General features: G+C 72.1%; 16 protein-coding genes. 5 read left to right on the top strand and 11 right to left on the bottom strand.

Features of this window, described 5'->3' with window-relative positions:
- Nucleotides 1-237: 237 nt before the first annotated feature.
- The 4 genes from ACH4S7_RS09950 to sigE all read right to left on the bottom strand — a co-directional run bounded on the left by ACH4S7_RS09950 (nt 238) and on the right by sigE (nt 4716).
- Nucleotides 238-684, bottom strand: coding sequence for a sec-independent translocase (locus ACH4S7_RS09950; protein ID WP_398520598.1), 447 nt, complete (start codon nt 682-684; stop codon nt 238-240).
- A gap of 232 nt (nt 685-916) precedes the next feature.
- Nucleotides 917-2872 carry a trypsin-like peptidase domain-containing protein gene (locus ACH4S7_RS09945; RefSeq protein ID WP_398520597.1) on the bottom strand — a complete coding sequence of 652 codons (1956 nt, stop codon included), beginning with the start codon at nt 2870-2872 and terminating at the stop codon, nt 917-919.
- A 105-nt stretch (nt 2873-2977) separates the two neighbouring features.
- Nucleotides 2978-3919, bottom strand: coding sequence for an anti-sigma factor family protein (locus ACH4S7_RS09940; protein WP_398520596.1), 942 nt, complete (start codon nt 3917-3919; stop codon nt 2978-2980).
- The gene (gene sigE, locus ACH4S7_RS09935; protein ID WP_398520595.1) at nt 3916-4716 is read right to left on the bottom strand and encodes an RNA polymerase sigma factor SigE; all 801 of its coding nucleotides are present in this window, start codon (nt 4714-4716) and stop codon (nt 3916-3918) included. The genes ACH4S7_RS09940 and sigE overlap by 4 nt, the downstream gene beginning before the upstream one ends.
- Nucleotides 4717-4823: 107 nt before the next feature.
- Here sigE and ACH4S7_RS09930 point away from each other — a divergent pair, with 107 nt between their 5' ends.
- Nucleotides 4824-5525: an O-methyltransferase gene (locus ACH4S7_RS09930; protein ID WP_398520729.1), complete on the top strand. Its 702-nt coding sequence runs from the start codon at nt 4824-4826 to the stop codon at nt 5523-5525.
- Between the two features lie 225 nt (nt 5526-5750).
- Here ACH4S7_RS09930 and ACH4S7_RS09925 read toward each other — a convergent pair whose 3' ends face one another.
- Nucleotides 5751-5918: a DUF3117 domain-containing protein gene (locus ACH4S7_RS09925; protein ID WP_009997451.1), complete on the bottom strand. Its 168-nt coding sequence runs from the start codon at nt 5916-5918 to the stop codon at nt 5751-5753.
- 322 nt (nt 5919-6240) lie between these two features.
- Between ACH4S7_RS09925 and ACH4S7_RS09920 the strand changes: the two genes are divergently transcribed.
- Nucleotides 6241-7041 carry an enoyl-CoA hydratase/isomerase family protein gene (locus ACH4S7_RS09920; protein WP_398520594.1) on the top strand — a complete coding sequence of 267 codons (801 nt, stop codon included), beginning with the start codon at nt 6241-6243 and terminating at the stop codon, nt 7039-7041.
- 318 nt (nt 7042-7359) lie between these two features.
- Here the strand turns inward: ACH4S7_RS09920 and ACH4S7_RS09915 are convergent, their stop codons facing one another.
- Nucleotides 7360-7983, bottom strand: a complete 624-nt coding sequence (locus tag ACH4S7_RS09915; RefSeq protein ID WP_398520593.1) for a DNA-3-methyladenine glycosylase I — start codon at nt 7981-7983, stop codon at nt 7360-7362.
- Nucleotides 7980-8333 (bottom strand): hypothetical protein, encoded by a 354-nt coding sequence (locus ACH4S7_RS09910; protein WP_398520592.1) that lies wholly within the window; start codon nt 8331-8333, stop codon nt 7980-7982. The genes ACH4S7_RS09915 and ACH4S7_RS09910 overlap by 4 nt, the downstream gene beginning before the upstream one ends.
- Nucleotides 8334-8453: 120 nt before the next feature.
- On the opposite strand from ACH4S7_RS09910, the gene folP reads away from it, so the two are divergent.
- Nucleotides 8454-9314, top strand: coding sequence for a dihydropteroate synthase (folP, locus tag ACH4S7_RS09905; protein ID WP_398520591.1), 861 nt, complete (start codon nt 8454-8456; stop codon nt 9312-9314).
- 210 nt (nt 9315-9524) lie between these two features.
- On the opposite strand, the gene ACH4S7_RS09900 is transcribed toward folP, so the two are convergent.
- Both ACH4S7_RS09900 and dapE read right to left on the bottom strand, forming a co-directional pair.
- Nucleotides 9525-10274, bottom strand: coding sequence for a TIGR00730 family Rossman fold protein (locus ACH4S7_RS09900; protein WP_398520590.1), 750 nt, complete (start codon nt 10272-10274; stop codon nt 9525-9527).
- A gap of 81 nt (nt 10275-10355) precedes the next feature.
- Nucleotides 10356-11435, bottom strand: a complete 1080-nt coding sequence (gene dapE, locus ACH4S7_RS09895) for a succinyl-diaminopimelate desuccinylase (RefSeq protein ID WP_398520589.1) — start codon at nt 11433-11435, stop codon at nt 10356-10358.
- A gap of 152 nt (nt 11436-11587) precedes the next feature.
- Between dapE and ACH4S7_RS09890 the strand changes: the two genes are divergently transcribed.
- The gene (locus tag ACH4S7_RS09890) at nt 11588-12553 is read left to right on the top strand and encodes a hypothetical protein (RefSeq protein WP_398520588.1); all 966 of its coding nucleotides are present in this window, start codon (nt 11588-11590) and stop codon (nt 12551-12553) included.
- 346 nt (nt 12554-12899) lie between these two features.
- Nucleotides 12900-13340: an ATP-binding protein gene (locus ACH4S7_RS09885; RefSeq protein WP_398520587.1), complete on the top strand. Its 441-nt coding sequence runs from the start codon at nt 12900-12902 to the stop codon at nt 13338-13340.
- 169 nt (nt 13341-13509) lie between these two features.
- On the opposite strand, the gene dapC is transcribed toward ACH4S7_RS09885, so the two are convergent.
- Both dapC and fdxA read right to left on the bottom strand, forming a co-directional pair.
- Nucleotides 13510-14607 (bottom strand): succinyldiaminopimelate transaminase, encoded by a 1098-nt coding sequence (dapC, locus tag ACH4S7_RS09880; RefSeq protein ID WP_398520586.1) that lies wholly within the window; start codon nt 14605-14607, stop codon nt 13510-13512.
- Nucleotides 14608-14798: 191 nt separating this feature from the next.
- Nucleotides 14799-15119 (bottom strand): ferredoxin, encoded by a 321-nt coding sequence (gene fdxA / locus ACH4S7_RS09875; protein WP_398520585.1) that lies wholly within the window; start codon nt 15117-15119, stop codon nt 14799-14801.
- Between the last annotated feature and the right edge of the window lie 112 nt (nt 15120-15231).

The raw sequence follows: 15231 nt of genomic DNA, 5'->3' as shown, positions 1-15231 counted from the left end.
CGGGTGGCGTGTGCGCCCGGCTCGGGCGTACGCGCGGACCAGCACACAGGGGCGTGCGGCGTACGGGCGGGGGCGGCGCATCTGGCTGGGCGGGTGAAGGCGAGGCGCCCCGGGGTGGGTGGTCCGGGCGGGCGGGGTGGTCCGGGCGGGCGGCCCCGCCGTGATAGCGCCACGGAGGGGGCGGCGGCGGCCCGGGTCAGCGGGACGCATCGGCCCGGGGGCGGGCGGCCCGGACGGTCAGGTGGCGTCCGCGTCGAACGGCGGACGCTCGTCCTTGTCGACCTTGTCGCGCTTCTTGAGGAGGTCGGGGGTGCCGGAGGAGCCGTTGACCGTCGCGGCGACGGGCTCGACCGGCTCCGAGCCGTTGACGGTGTCCGCGACGTCGTTCATCTCCTTGCGGAGGTCGAAGGACGCGCCGAGTTCCTTCAGCTCCCGCAGCTCGTCGTTCTCGTTGAGCTGTTTGCGGATGAACGTCTTGGGGTTCAGGTCCTCGAAGTCGAAGTCCTTGAAGTCCGGGCCCAGCTCGCTGCGGATGTCGTCCTTGGCGTTGTCCGAGAACTCACGGATCTTGCGGATGAAGCGACTGACGTCCTGGATGACCTTCGGCAGCTTGTCGGGGCCGAAGACGAGCACGGCGAGCACCACGATGGTGATGACCTCCAGTGCGCCTATGTCATTGAACACCTTGTGCTCCTCGTGTTCTCTGGCCCGCTGCCCGGACGGATTCCGAACGCGATCCACGGTACCCGCCGCAACTCGCCCCAGTCACGTCCCGGTGGGCCGTGATCTGGGGCCGGTGGCCCAACGGCCACCCGATGTTCACGCCCCCGACGGACGGGGCCCGCGCATCGGGGGCGTGAACATCGGGTCCGCGACCGTGGACCTCCGCAGACGGGTCCACGATCGCGGCCGGCGCTCAGGTGCCGTCGGCCGAGCCGAGGGTGAGGGTCAGGGTCCGCTCCTTGCCGGCGCGGACCACGGTCAGCTCCAGCCGGTCACCGGGGCGGTGGGCGCGGATCTTCACGATCAGCTCCTCGCCGCTGTGCACCCGCTGGCCGTCGACCTCGGTGATGGTGTCGCCCGGCCGGATGCCCGCCTTGGCGCTGGGGCCGTCGGGCGTGACCGACGGGGTGCCGTCCCGACCCTTCTCCCCGACGCGGGCCCCGTCACCGGTGTACTTCATGTCCAGGCTGACGCCGATCACCGCATGGGTGGCCTTGCCGGAGTTGATCAGCTCTTCGGCGACCCGCTTGCCCTGATTGATGGGGATGGCGAAACCGAGGCCGATGGAACCGCTCTGACCCGCCTCGGTGCCGGCCCCGGTGTCCGCCGCGCGGATCGCGCTGTTGATGCCGATGACCCGGGCCTTGGTGTCCACCAGGGGCCCGCCGGAGTTGCCGGGGTTTATCGGCGCGTCGGTCTGGAGGGCGTCCACATAGCTGACGTCGCTGCCGTCGCCCTTCTCGCCGCCCGCCGTGATCGGGCGTTCCTTGGCGCTGATGATCCCCGAGGTCACGGTGTTCTGGAGGTCGAAGGGAGCACCGATGGCGACGACCGGATCGCCGACCCGGACGTTGTCGGAGTTGCCGAGCGGGAGCGGGGTGAGGCCGGTGACCCCGGTGACCCTGACGACGGCGAGGTCGTAGCCGCTGTCCTTGCCGACGAGGGTCGCCCGGGCGGTCTGGCCGCCGCTGAAGGTGACCGAGATGTCGCCGGATGCGCCGGCCGGGTCGACGACATGGTTGTTGGTGAGGATGTGCCCCCGCCGGTCGAGGACGAAGCCGGTGCCGGTGCCCTGCTCGGCCCCGCCGCTGACATGGAGGGTGACCACGCTGGGCAGGGCGCTGGCGGCGATACCGGCGACGCTCTCGGGCGCGCGGTCGCCGCTCTCCCGGGGTGCCTGGTCCAACTCGATCCGAGTGATGCCGCCGTTGCGCTCGACATAGGCGCCGATACCGCCGCCGATCCCACCCGCGACCAGGGCCAGCAGGGCCGCGCCGACGAGCAGCGCACCGCGCCTGCCCTTTCTCCGGACGGGCCGGGCGGGCTCGGCGGGCCGGGTCAGCGGTGCCGATCCGGGGGCCGCCCAGGGGTCGTACGACAGCCACTGCAACGGCGGCGGGGCGGCGGGCGGATTGGGTCCCGGCGGAGGGCCCTGATGCGGCTGGGCCTCATGCGGCTGGGCCGGCTGCGGTGGCGCCAGGGGGAATCCGTCCTGGTCGGCGGCGGGCACGGAGCCGGCCGCCGCGGAGTCCGGAGCCTCCCGGAAGTCCTGCGTGTCGCGGAAGTCCTGCGTGTCGCGGAAACCGGTCGTATCGGCGAATGCCGGCGCATCGGAGGTGCCGGGAGTGTCAGGAGGGCCGGGCGGGTGGTGCGGCGGCGGTCCGGCCATGCCCGGCTGGGGCCCCTGCACGAGCGGGGCGGGCCGCTGCACGGGCGGGGCGGGCGCCCACGGGCCGGGTTCGCCGTACGGCGGGGTGCGGTGGGCGTCGGGCTCGTGCAGGGGCTCGATGCGTGACCGCTCGAACAGCGGGCCAGCGTCGGCCTCGGCACCGGCATCCCGCCGCGCATCGAAATCAACACCCGCACCGGTCCCGGCGCCGGCACTCGTGCCGGGCGGTCGCGCGGGCTCGGACGCATCTCCCGGCGGGAACCCGGGCGCCGGTGGGTGGTTCGGCTGGGGTGCGGCCACGGTCGGCGGCCCATGGTCCGGAACGGGCCCGGCATCGGGCCCCGCGCCGGGCGCGGGCTGAGGGTCGGGCGCCGGCTCGGAGGCCGGTGGCCGGTCCTCCGGCTGCGGGTGCGCCGTGCTTCCCGCCCGGGGCCGACTCCACCACATCGCCTGAGGGCCGGTGGGCTTCCCGTCGTCCATGCTCTCCCCGTCAATGCCGTCCGCCGCGGCACCCCCCACGGGGCACCCCTCCCAGGATTCAACCAGGTTTGCGAATCTCCGCGCAGGGGGCCGGTCGGGGGCCGGTCAGCGGGTGGACGTCAACGGTGGCGCATGGTGCGTCGGAGCAACGAGGTGCGTGGGCACGGGCGTTGCCGGCGGGGTGGGCCCCGGGGCGGTCGCCAGTTGGAAGGCCGAACCCGTCGGGCGTATCAGCGGGGGCGGAGCAAAGACCGAATTGACCGTGGACGGGGCGGTGAGCGGCTGATTGAGCGGGCTGGCCGGGGCCAGCAGCCCCGGCACGGACCGGCCGATCGACCGCTCGTCGGACCGGGTCGAGCTCTGGGCACCGCCGCGCCGCCGCTCGTAGTCCGAACCGCGCACGGTGGCAGCGGCGGCAGCGGCGCCGGAGGTACCCCCGGTGGCCGTCCGCAGCGGGGTGACGGTGTTCCCCGCAGTGGTGCCACGGGTCGACGACGAGGACGCCTCCAGCGGCAGCGCGCCGCCGAGGGCGATGGCAGCGAACGAGACGGCGCTGGCCGCGGCGAAGGCGAACCTCCGGCCCCGCCAGGGCGAGCGCTCGGCGTCCGAACGCCCCACGTCATGGATGCGGAAGCCCCCGGAACTGGTCGGCAGAACGGGCGCGGAGTGCCGCCCGGGGACGTATCCGAACGACCCCGGGCGCCGGGCGCCGGGTCTTCCCGCGGACGGGGTCATCCCTCCGAAGATCGAGTCGATATCGCGCCCGCCGCCAAAGGGGCCGCCACCGATGTCGTCACCGCCGCCACCGGGCCCTGCCGGCAGCCCCTGGAGCCGCGCGAGCAGCCCTTCGGAGGGAGGGGGCGGAGCGGTCTGGGCGAAGACGTCCTTGAGCCTGCGCTGGGCGTCGGCTTCGGCCTTGCACCGGGGACAGGTCGCCAGATGGGCCAGCACCCGATCCCGGGCGTCGTGTTTCAGCTCACCGTCGACAAGCGCGGCGAGCCGGTCCCCCAGATGCTGCTCCGCGGGGGTGGGACTCGAACCACTCACGCCGCTCCGCCCTCCCCCGCCAGTCCGACCGCTCCCGCCAGGGTGCGCTGCTCGGCGCGGGCCTCGGGAGAACGGTGCTTCAGGGCCTTGCGCAGATGCGACCGGCCACGGTGGATACGGCTGCGGACCGTACCCAGCTTGACGCCCAGGGTCGCGGCGATCTCCTCGTAGGACAGGCCCTCGATGTCACAGAGCACCACGGCGGCGCGGAACTCGGGCGCGAGGGTGTCCAGGGCCTGCTGCACATCGGCGTCGAAGTGGGTGTCGTTGAACACCTGCTGCGGGGACGGCTCACGACTGGGCAGCCGCTCGGCCGCGTCGTCACCGAGCGCGTCGAACCGGATGCGCTGCTTCCGGCGGACCATGTCCAGGAAGAGATTGGTGGTGATGCGGTGCAGCCAGCCCTCGAAAGTGCCGGGCGTATACGTCGAGAGCGAACGGAAGACCCGGACGAAGACTTCCTGGGTCAGATCCTCGGCGTCGTGCTGGTTGCCCGTGAGACGGTAGGCGAGACGGTAGACCCGGCCGCTGTGGGTGCTGACGATCTCCTCCCAACTGGGAGGTGTCCACGCCTGGGATTCCGCCTCCGAAGCGAAGGTCGCGGTGGGTGCGGAGTCGGCGGTGGAAGCTCCTCCCATGCCCTTGGGGCCATGGGCACGGGAACGGTCAGCGGTGTTGGTCACGGATTTCGGCTCACCCGGTGACCTGAGAAAGCGCTTGAGCACTCCCCTTCGATCCGCAGGTGCAGCCGCACCTCCCCTATCGGCTCTGGTGGTGTCCAGCGGAGCCCCTACCATAGCCACCTCGCCCGTTAGCTCCGGATAAGAATCTTTACGCGAATTTGAGTGCTGCTTCCGACCCTGTTCCACACGCTCTCCCTGCCCTACTCAACGCCTGGTCCCATCTGCGGGTTCCCGGGCGCAGCGGATACAGTCAACGTCGCGTTCAACTACGGGGACAGGAGAGGCCCATTACCGCAAACCGGCAGACAAGCTGGGCGTTCGCCGACGCCTTTGTCGCCGAGGACGACGCCCTGCGCTGGGCCCGTGACCGGGCCCGGGAGTCGGGACTGTCCTCGGTGTCGCCAGGCACCGGCGCCGCGCTGCGACTGCTGGCAGCGACCGCGGACGCGAAAGCGGTCGCGGAGATCGGTACGGGCACGGGCGTCTCCGGCATCTATCTCCTCCAGGGGATGCGGCCGGACGGGGTGCTGACCACGGTCGACCCGGAGCCGGACCGACAGCAGTTCGCCAAACAGGCGTTCCGCGCGGCGGGCTTCGCGGGGAACCGGGCACGGTTCATTCCCGGCCGCGCCCTCGACGTCCTGCCACGCCTCGCGGACGGCGGCTACGACCTGGTCTTCTGCGACGGCGACCGGATGGAGTCGCTGGAGTGTCTGGCTGAATCGTTGCGCCTGCTGCGACCAGGTGGTCTGGTCTGTTTCGAAGGAATATTCGCCCGCGGCCGTACGGTCGACTCGGCGGCGCAACCCGCCGAGGTGCTGCGACTGCGGGAACTGCTGCGCGCGGTACGGGAGAGCCAGGAGCTGCTCCCGTCGCTGCTGCCGGTGGGCGACGGCCTGCTCTGCGCGGTGCGCCGGGGCTGACGCCCCTCAGCGGCTCCCCGCGAGCTCCCCAGCGGGCCGGGGAACTCATCGAGGGCGTCGACCCCGGCGTCCGTGACCCGCCACCACCCGGGGCCGTCCACCACCCGGGCCGTCCACCACCCGCCCGATGTCCACCCGCCCGATGTCCACCCGCCCTGGGCCCGGACAACAGACTGCCCCGGCACCGCGTGGGTACCGGGGCAGTGGAACTGTGGGGGCTCCGCGTCAGCCGACGACCTTCTTGAGGGCGTCGCCAAGGGCCTCTGCTTCATCCGGCGTCAGCTCGACGACGAGCCGACCGCCGCCTTCGAGCGGTACGCGCATGACGATGCCCCGCCCCTCCTTGGTCACCTCGAGCGGGCCATCGCCCGTCCGCGGCTTCATGGCCGCCATGCTCGTTCCCCTTCCTGAAACCAGCTCATCGTCAGCCGACGGCCCATGGGTAGGCACGCGTCCCGGCATCGAACACATTGCTTCCAGGTCATTATCCCGCATCCCGGGACCCGATGACCAACATCAGTCGGCATCGCTTAGGCAACGCGCTCTCGCAAAACCACCCAATTCGGCGATCTGCCTGCGATACTTCGCCGTTCTCGCGCCCCTGGCGGCCCAAAGTTCGCCCGAACATGTTTGACGCAGGTCACATGCCCGCGCCCGGGGAACTCCGCCATGCTGACCCTGGAAATCACCGCCGAGCGAGCTAAGGGGACCTGACATGGCCGACTCCGTGCTGTACGAGGTGAGCGACGGACTCGCGACGATCACGATCAACCGGCCCGAGGCCATGAACGCGATGAATGTCGAGGCGAAGACCGCCCTGCGGGACTCGGTCACGGCGGCGGCGGCCGACCCCGCCGTACGGGCGGTTCTGCTCACCGCGACCGGGCGGGCCTTCTGCGTCGGCCAGGACCTCAAGGAGCACACCACCCTGCTCGCCGCGGACAAGGAGGCCGGCACCCGGGCCACCATGGACACGGTGCGCGAGCACTACAGCCCGATCGTCCGGACGCTGGCCGCGATGCCGAAGCCGGTGGTCGCGGGGGTGAACGGGGTGGCGGCGGGCGCGGGCCTCGGCTTCGCCCTGGCCGCTGACTACCGGCTGGTCGCGGACACCGCCACCTTCACGACCGCCTTCGCGGGCGTGGCGCTGACCGCCGACTCCGGGGTCTCCTGGACACTGCCCCGGCTGATCGGCCACGGCCGCGCCGCCGATCTGCTGCTCTTCCCGCGCTCGTTCTCCGCACAGGAGGCGTATGAGCTGGGCATCGCCAACCGGCTCGTACCCGCCGCCGAGCTGGCCGCCGAGGCCGCCGCGGTGGCCCGCGCCCTGGCCGAAGGACCGACGCTCGCCTTCGCGGCGATCAAGGAATCCCTGGCCCACGGCGCGGCCCACTCGCTCGACGAGACCCTGGCCAAGGAGGGGGAACTCCAGGCGCGGGCAGGAGCCTCCGAGGACCACACGATCGCGGTCCGGGCGTTCATCGCGAAGGAGAAGCCCACCTATCTGGGCCACTGACGGGCCCGGACGGTGAGGCCCCCGCGCCCCGGCCGCGCAGCGACCGGGCGCCCCCGGGCCGGCACCGCGTGTCCGTCCCCCCCGCCCGGCACCCGGGCGGGGGCCGCGGGGCGGGCTGACGGGCCCGTGAGTGGATCACTGGGGCGGGAAGGGCCCTCCTGGTCCCCCCGCCCCCGGGAGGTCACAGCCGGGCCGCTGAGGCTCCGGGCCGAACGCGCGTCAGCCCCCGAACTCCTGGCCCCGGACTCCTGGCCCCGCCTGCCCGGCCCCACTCACCCCAGCAGCAGCACTGGTCTCCGCCGTAGCACCCCGGCCGCTTCACACCCCATGGGCCTCTTTCGCGCCGTCGGCCCCGTCGGCCCCCGCGCCGCGCGCGAAACAGTCGGCCAGATGGTCGTCGACCAGACCGCATGCCTGCATCAGCGCGTACGCCGTCGTCGGCCCGATGAAGCGCAGCCCCTTCTTCTTCAGCTCTTTCGCGAGGGCGGTGGACTCGTCCGTGACCGCCGGCACGTCGGCGACGGTCCGAGGTGCCGCTCGCCCCGCCGCGTCCGGCGCGAACGACCAGATCAGCGTCTCCAGCCCTCCGGGCGGCCAGCCGGCGAGCACCCGGGCGTTGGCCATCGTGGCGTCGATCTTGGCGCGGTTGCGGATGATGCCCTCGTCGGCGAGGAGGCGTTCCCGGTCCGCGTCCGTGAACTCCGCCACCGACCCGATCGCGAAGCCCGAGAAGGCGCTCCGGAACCCCTCGCGCCGCCGCAGGATCGTGATCCAGGAGAGCCCGGACTGGAACGCCTCCAGACAGAGCCGCTCGAACAGCGCGTCGTCGCCGTGGACCGGGCGGCCCCACTCGTCGTCGTGGTAGGCGATGTAGTCGTCCGTGGACAGGCCCCAGGGGCAGCGCGCCTTGCCGTCGGCTCCGACCACCGTCCCGCCCGTCACTGCGCGGACTCCTCATCGGGCTTGGCGAACAGGTCCGGCCGCCCCACGGCGGTCGCCTGCGCACCGGCCAGCGCGGACTCCAGTTCGGCGATCCGGGCGTCCCGCTCGGCCAGCTCGGCTCCGAGGCGGACCAGTACGTCGTCCACGTCCACCATCCGGTAGCCGCGCACGACCACGGGCAGCCGCAGTTCCTCGATATCGGCACGGCCCACCGGCCGGGTCTCCGGCAGCGGATCGACCAGCCGCTCGGGCGCGACCTCGGGCAGTGCGGCGCTGTCGCCGCCGCCGACCACGGCGAGCGTGACCGCTCCGACGACCACGACCATCGCGATCAGCAAGAACAAGAACACGAGCGACCCTCTCCCCGAATCCGGGGCACTCCCCCGGGCGGAATCCGTTCCCGGCTGATCGTGCCACGACGGTGTGACAGTTAGGGTCGCAGCCGGACGACCTGAGGAGGAAAACCGCTGATGCTGCGGCTGGGACAGCGTGAATTCGACGCGCGGGAGCCGGTGATCATGGCGATCGTGAACCGTACGCCCGACTCCTTCTACGACCAGGGCGCGACGTTCCTCGACGAACCGGCCCTCACCCGCGTCGAGCAGGCGGTGTCGGAGGGTGCCGCCATCATCGACATCGGTGGTGTGAAAGCCGGCCCCGGGGAGGAGGTCACGGCCGACGAGGAGGCCCGGCGGACGGTCGGCTTCGTGGCCGAGGTGCGCCGCAGATTCCCCGATGTGGTGATCAGTGTCGACACCTGGCGGCATGAGGTGGGTGAGGCGGTCTGCGAGGCGGGCGCGGACCTGCTGAACGACGCGTGGGGCGGGGTGGACCCGAAGCTGGCGGAGGTCGCCGCGCGGTACGGGGCGGGTCTGGTCTGCACGCACGCGGGCGAGTCGGAGCCACGGACCCGGCCGCACCGGGTGACGTACGACGACGTGGTGTCGGACATCCTTCGGGTGACGCTCGGACTGGCCGAGCGGGCCGTGGCACTGGGCGTACGGCGGGACGGGATCATGATCGATCCCGGTCATGACTTCGGGAAGAACACCCGCCATTCGCTGGAGGCGACCCGCCGGCTCGGCGAACTGGTGGAGACCGGGTGGCCGGTGCTCGTCTCGCTCTCCAACAAGGACTTCGTCGGGGAGACGCTGGACCGTCCGGTGAAGGAGCGGGTGATCGGCACGCTGGCCACGACGGCGGTGTCGGCGTGGCTGGGCGCGCGGGTGTACCGGGTGCACGAGGTGGCGGAGACGCGTCAGGTGCTGGACATGGTCGCCACCATCGCGGGCCACCGTGAGCCGGCGGTGGCCCGCAGGGGCCTGGCCTGACCCAGCACGACCAGCGGCGGCAGGGCCGCGGGAAGGGTGCTCCGGACACCCGGAGCCCGTCCCACGGCCCTGCTCGAAGACCCACGGCCCTGTTCGAAAGGCTCACGGTCCTGCCCGCACGACCCGCGGCCCTTGTGCAGCGGCCCGCGGCCCTGCTCGAAGACCCACGGTCCTGCTCTCAGGACCCGCCCCCGGTCCGAAGGAGCGGCCCTAGTGGCCGGTCTCCTTGGACACCAGCGCCACCGCCTCCGCCACGTCATCCGTGACGTGGAAGAGCAGCAGATCCTTCTCGGACGCCTTCCCCTGGGCCACCACCGTGTTCCGGAGCCAGTCCACCAGCCCGCCCCAGTACTCCGTGCCGAAGAGCACGATCGGGAACCGCGTGACCTTGCCCGTCTGGACCAGCGTCAGCGCCTCGAACAGCTCATCGAGGGTGCCGAGCCCGCCGGGCAGCACCACGAACCCGGACGCGTACTTCACGAACATCGTCTTGCGCACGAAGAAGTAGCGGAAGTTCACGCCGATGTCGACGTGCGGGTTGAGGCCCTGCTCGAAGGGCAGCTCGATCCCGAGCCCCACCGAGACGCCCTTCGCCTCCCGCGCCCCCCGGTTCGCCGCCTCCATGGCGCCGGGGCCACCGCCCGTGATCACCGCGAAACCCGCGTCGACCAGGGCCTTGCCGAGCTGGACGCCCGCCTCGTACTCCGGGGTGCCCGCGGGTGTCCTGGCGGAACCGAAGACACTGATCGCGCTGGGCAGTTCGGCGAGCGCGCCGAAGCCCTCCACGAACTCCGACTGGATGCGCATCACCCGCCAGGGGTCTGTGTGCACCCACTCGGAGTCGCCCTCGGTGTCCAGCAGCCGCTGGTCCGTGGTCCCGGGCTGTACCTGTTCCCTACGGCGCAGTACCGGCCCCTGCCGCTGCTCCTCCACCGCCCGCGAACCCTCGGGGTTGCCCATGGCCTGCTCCCTCCGCCGAACATCGTTGCTGGACCAAGGGTAGGTCGACCCGGGCGACGAGGAGTCGACGAACGGGGAAAGTCAGGATGTCAGCCACTCCCGCAGCCGCTGCTCGCAGTGCGTGATCTTCGCCACCGCCACGTGTTCGTCCCGCTTGTGGGCGTAGAGCGCGTCACCGGGTCCGTAGTTCACCGCGGGTACGCCGAGCGCGCTGAAGCGTGAGACGTCCGTCCAGCCGAACTTGGGCCGCGCGCTGCCGCCCACCGCCTTCATGAAGGCTTCGGCGGCGGGGTGCGAGAGCCCCGGCAGCGCGCCCGGGCTGTGGTCGTCCACCACGAACTCCGCGACCCCGCACTCCGCGAAGACCTCCCTCACGTGGGCCACCGCCTCGGCCTCGCTCCGGTCCGGCGCGTAGCGGTAGTTGACGACGACGACGCACTCGTCGGGGATGACGTTGTTGGCGACGCCACCGTCGATCCGTACGGCGTTCAGCCCCTCGCGGTACTCCAGCCCGTCGATCACCGGCCGGCGCGGCTCGTACGCGGCGAGGCGGTTCAGGATCGGCGCGACGGCGTGGATCGCGTTGGAACCCATCCAGGCGCGCGCGGAGTGCGCCCGCTCCCCCTTCGTCCGCAGATGGACGCGGAGGGTGCCCTGACAGCCGCCCTCGACCTCGCCGTCCGAGGGTTCGAGGAGGACGGCGAAGTCGCCCTCCAACCATTCGGGGTGGGCGGCGGCGACCCGGCCGAGGCCGTTGAGGTGGCCCGCGACCTCCTCGTTGTCGTAGAAGACGAAGGTGAGGTCGCGGTTGGGCTCGGGCACGGTCGCCGCGATCCTCAGTTGGAGGGCGACGCCCGACTTCATATCGCTGGTGCCGCAGCCCCACAGCACACCGTTCGCGTCCAGCCGGGAGGGGACATTGTCCGCGATCGGGACGGTGTCGATGTGTCCGGCGAGGACGACGCGCTCGGCCCGCCCGAGGCGGGTGCGGGCGACGACGTTGTTGCCGTAGCGGTCGACCGTGAGGTGCGGCAGGGCGCGCAGCGCCTGCTCGATGGCGTCCGCGAGGGGCTCCTCGGAGCCGCTGACGGACGGAAAGTCGACCAGGGCCGCGGTGAGCGCCGGGCCGTCACAGCTGAGGTCAAGCACGGTGGGGGGCATGGTCACGACGATAGCGCGGGCCCTGTAGCGGCCCCGCGGAGCCGGGGTCCGGTGCTTGGGAGCGAGCCGGTCCGGGGGCAGCGAGGGCGTGCCGTGCCGGGGGCACGCGAGCCCAGCGGGGTCCAGCGGAGCGGTCCTAGTACGGTGGGCGGGTGTCCGAGACCGCCTCCCCCCTCCGGCGTGGCCGCCGCCTCCGTGTCGCGGCGGCGTTCGCCGTGCTCCTGGCGCTGGTCGGCTATGTCGCGGTGCGGTACGTCTCCAGCGGCGCCGCCGCCCGCTGTGTCGTCGGCGCGGCCTCCGGCGACGGCGGCCCGACCTATGAGTTCAGCACCGAGCAGGCCGCGAACGCGGCGACCGTCTCCGCCGTCGGCACCACCCGCGGGATGCCGGAGCGCGCGGTCACGATCGCGCTCGCGACCGCTCTCCAGGAGTCGGCGCTGCGCAACATCAAGCACGGTGACCGGGACTCGCTCGGACTCTTCCAGCAGCGCCCGTCGAAGGGCTGGGGCACTCCCGCGCAGATCCTGGACCCGGTCTATTCGGCGGGGAAGTTCTACGACCGGCTCGCCGAGGTGCCGGGCTATTCACGGCTGCCGCTGACCGTCGCCGCGCAGCGTGTCCAGCGCAGCGGTTTCCCGCAGGCGTACGCGAAGCACGAGCCGAATGCGACGCTGCTCGCCGCCGCGCTCACCGGGCGGGCGGACTCCGCGCTGACCTGTGCCCCCGGCGGGCGGGCCGGGGCGGGCGATCCGGCGAAGGTGCGGTCCGAGTTGGTACGGGCCTTCGGGCCCGGGGTGCTGCCGAAGGCGCTCGGCACTGCGGGCGCGCCGGGGGCGCGGGACGAGGTCTCCGTACCGGTGCCGGCGGCGACCGTGGCGAGCGGCGGTGCGGACGGTCCGTCCGACGGCCGGTCGACGGGCGCGCGGGGCGGCGTCGCCTCACCGCGGGGCTGGGAGCTGGCGCACTGGGCCGTGGCCCGCGCGGACGGGCTGCGGATCGAGGAGGTCTCGTACGCGGGCCGGGTCTGGCGGGCCGACCGGTCGGACGACGGCTGGCGTACGGCGGATTCCGCGCGCGCCGGCCGGACCGGTGACGTACGGCTGCGGCTCGCACAGTGATCCGGGCGTTCCCCCTTCGGAGGATCTCCGACCCGGTCACCCGACTGCCGCACGGAGCCACCGGAAGGCATCCGTCCCCTTGCGCTCACACCCGTACGACAGCAGGGAAGTAACGCTTCAGCAGCCTCGCGCCCACACACGCGGTGACGGTGCGCCCGGCCGACTTCCCCCAGAACCGATAATGCGATGCATTACCAACTCTTTACCTTGGGTCACCGCAACTTCCCCCACCCTCCGAGCGGTTGTCACTGCGTCCGATCGCCGGACCGGTACCGCCCGCAGGACCGGAACCCCGGTGCCGGACGGCAGACAGCAGATCACCGTCCCTCTTGTCCCAAGGAGCGTCATGTCCCTCCCCCTGACCCGTCGGATCGCCCGTGTCGCGCTGCTCGTCGCGGCGGGCGCAGTTCCCGTGGTCGGTGCGGCCGGCTCCGCGAGCGCCGTCGACCTTGAGCAGGCATCCCCGCTCGGCAGTCTGGCCGCCGTCGACACCGAGGGCCTCACCGGCACCGTCGGCAGCGCCACCGAGACCACCTCCCAGCTCGCCGGCAGCACCGGCACCGACACCGTCAAGAAGGCCGTCCCCACCGCGGGCAAGACCGTCGGCAAGGCGGGCAAGACCGCGGCCCCGGTCGCCAAGAAGGCTGCCGGTGACGCCACCGGCAGCGCGACCGGAATCCTCGGCAAGACCACCGGCGATGCCACCAAGACCGTGGGCGGCGGCACCGGCCTGCCGACCGACCAGCTCATCGGCGGCCTGCCCACCAGCGGACTGCCGCTCGGCTAGATCCGGTCGGCCAGGCCCTGTCTAGGCGGTCTTCGGACCCGACCGGATCGCCCGGACAGGTCCGGAACCTCACAGTCCGAGGACCGACTGGATCGCGGTCGTACGACGTGTGGGGCCCGGGAGTTCGCTCCCGGGCCCCACACGCATGTCTCGCCGAACGGCGTCCGGATCAGCCGCCGAGGCGCTTCACGGCCGCTTCGACCCGCTCGTCGGTCGCCGTCAACGCCACCCGGACGAACCGGTCGCCGGCCGTCCCGTAGAAATCGCCGGGCGCCACCAGAATGCCCAGCTCGGCCAGGTGCGCCACGGTCTGCCAGCACGGTTCGTCGCGGGTCGCCCACAGGTAGAGGCTCGCCTCGCTGTGCTCGATCCGGAAGCCGTGTCCCTCCAGCGCGGCCCGCAGCGCCGTCCGCCGGGACGCGTACCGCGCCCGCTGCTCGGTGACGTGCGTGTCGTCGCCGAGCGCGGCGACGGTGGCGGCCTGCACCGGGGCCGGGGCCATCATCCCGCCGTGCTTGCGGATCTGGAGCAGCTCACCCAGCACCGCGTCGTCACCGGCGATGAAGGCGGCACGGTAGCCCGCCAGGTTGGAGCGCTTGGAGAGCGAGTGGACGGCCACGACACCCTCGTACGTACCACCGCAGACGTCCGGGTGGAGCACCGAGACCGGCTCGGCCTCCCAGCCCAGCTCCAGATAGCACTCGTCGCTGAAGACCAGCACGCCGTGCTCGCGCGCCCAGGCGACGGCACGGATCAGTTCGTCCTTGGCGAGCACCCGCCCGGTGGGGTTGGAGGGCGAGTTGAGCCAGAGCAGCTTCAGCCCGGTGGGGTCCAGCTCGGTGGGGTCGTCATAGGCGACGGCGGTCGCGCCGCAGAGCCGCGCCCCGACCTCGTACGTCGGATAGGCGAGCCGGGGGTAGGCGACCGTGTCGCCCGCGCCGAGGCCCAACTGCGTCGGCAGCCACGCCACCAGTTCCTTGGAGCCGACGACCGGCAGCACATTGGTGTGCGCGACGTCGACCGCGCCGAGCCGCCGCTCCACCCAGCCCGTGAGCGCGTTGCGCAGGGCGACCGTCCCCCACACCGTCGGATAGCCCGGCGAGTCCGCGGCGGCCACCAGGGCCTGCTGGATCAGCTCGGGTACGGGGTCCACCGGGGTGCCGACGGACAGGTCGACGATGCCGTCGGCGTGGGCCGCGGCCGTCGCCTTGTACGGCTCCAGCTTGTCCCAGGGGAAGACGGGAAGGCGCGAGGAGACTGCGGACACGGGCTTTCTCTTTCTTCGTCGGGGTTCTACGGGGGGGGCTACGGCCAGAGGTCCACGGCGCTCCGCGAGCCCCATGGGCCTCAGCCGCCCCACGGGGCGCGAACGCCTCGGCCCCGCACGGACGACGACCGTACGGGACCGGGAGATAGGTGGCTCGGCGACCGCCGGGGGCGCCGTGCCGGGAAAGCTGATCAGCCGTTCTGCGGCGGCAGCGAGGCGACGAAGGGGTGGTCCCGCTCGATCAGACCGAGCTTGGAGGCGCCGCCGGGTGAACCCAGCTCGTCGAAGAACTCGACATTCGCCTTGTAGTAGTCCTTCCACTCCTCCGGCGTGTCATCCTCGTAGAAGATCGCCTCAACGGGGCAGACGGGCTCACAGGCCCCACAGTCGACGCATTCGTCCGGGTGGATGTACAAGGATCGAGCGCCCTCGTAGATGCAGTCGACGGGGCACTCCTCGATGCATGCCTTGTCCTTGACGTCGACACAAGGCTGCGCGATGACGTAGGTCACGCTGTCGTTCCTCCTCGGTAGGGCTGGCATTGCGCGGGAGCGCGGCGTCGTCGATGCCCGCATCTAGTATCTCCGTTCCCGGGGACGATCCGAACAGGAGGGGCTCGCAGAG

Origin of the sequence: Streptomyces sp. NPDC020965 (genome assembly GCF_044333555.1) — a bacterium.
Taxonomy (GTDB): domain Bacteria; phylum Actinomycetota; class Actinomycetes; order Streptomycetales; family Streptomycetaceae; genus Streptomyces.
The sequence above is the reverse complement of the archived record's forward strand: the minus strand, read 5'-3'. Positions and strand labels throughout refer to the sequence as shown.

What these genes read in the sequence shown, in the direction of transcription:
- ACH4S7_RS09925 (WP_009997451.1), bottom strand. Translation starts at nt 5,918, where the DNA reads ATGGCGGCCATGAAGCCGCGGACGGGCGATGGCCCGCTCGAGGTGACC.
- folP (WP_398520591.1), top strand. Translation starts at nt 8,454, where the DNA reads ATGCTGCGGCTGGGACAGCGTGAATTCGACGCGCGGGAGCCGGTGATC.
- ACH4S7_RS09945 (WP_398520597.1), bottom strand. Translation starts at nt 2,872, where the DNA reads ATGGACGACGGGAAGCCCACCGGCCCTCAGGCGATGTGGTGGAGTCGG.
- ACH4S7_RS09900 (WP_398520590.1), bottom strand. Translation starts at nt 10,274, where the DNA reads ATGGGCAACCCCGAGGGTTCGCGGGCGGTGGAGGAGCAGCGGCAGGGG.
- dapE (WP_398520589.1), bottom strand. Translation starts at nt 11,435, where the DNA reads ATGCCCCCCACCGTGCTTGACCTCAGCTGTGACGGCCCGGCGCTCACC.
- ACH4S7_RS09885 (WP_398520587.1), top strand. Translation starts at nt 12,900, where the DNA reads ATGTCCCTCCCCCTGACCCGTCGGATCGCCCGTGTCGCGCTGCTCGTC.
- ACH4S7_RS09920 (WP_398520594.1), top strand. Translation starts at nt 6,241, where the DNA reads ATGGCCGACTCCGTGCTGTACGAGGTGAGCGACGGACTCGCGACGATC.
- sigE (WP_398520595.1), bottom strand. Translation starts at nt 4,716, where the DNA reads ATGGTAGGGGCTCCGCTGGACACCACCAGAGCCGATAGGGGAGGTGCG.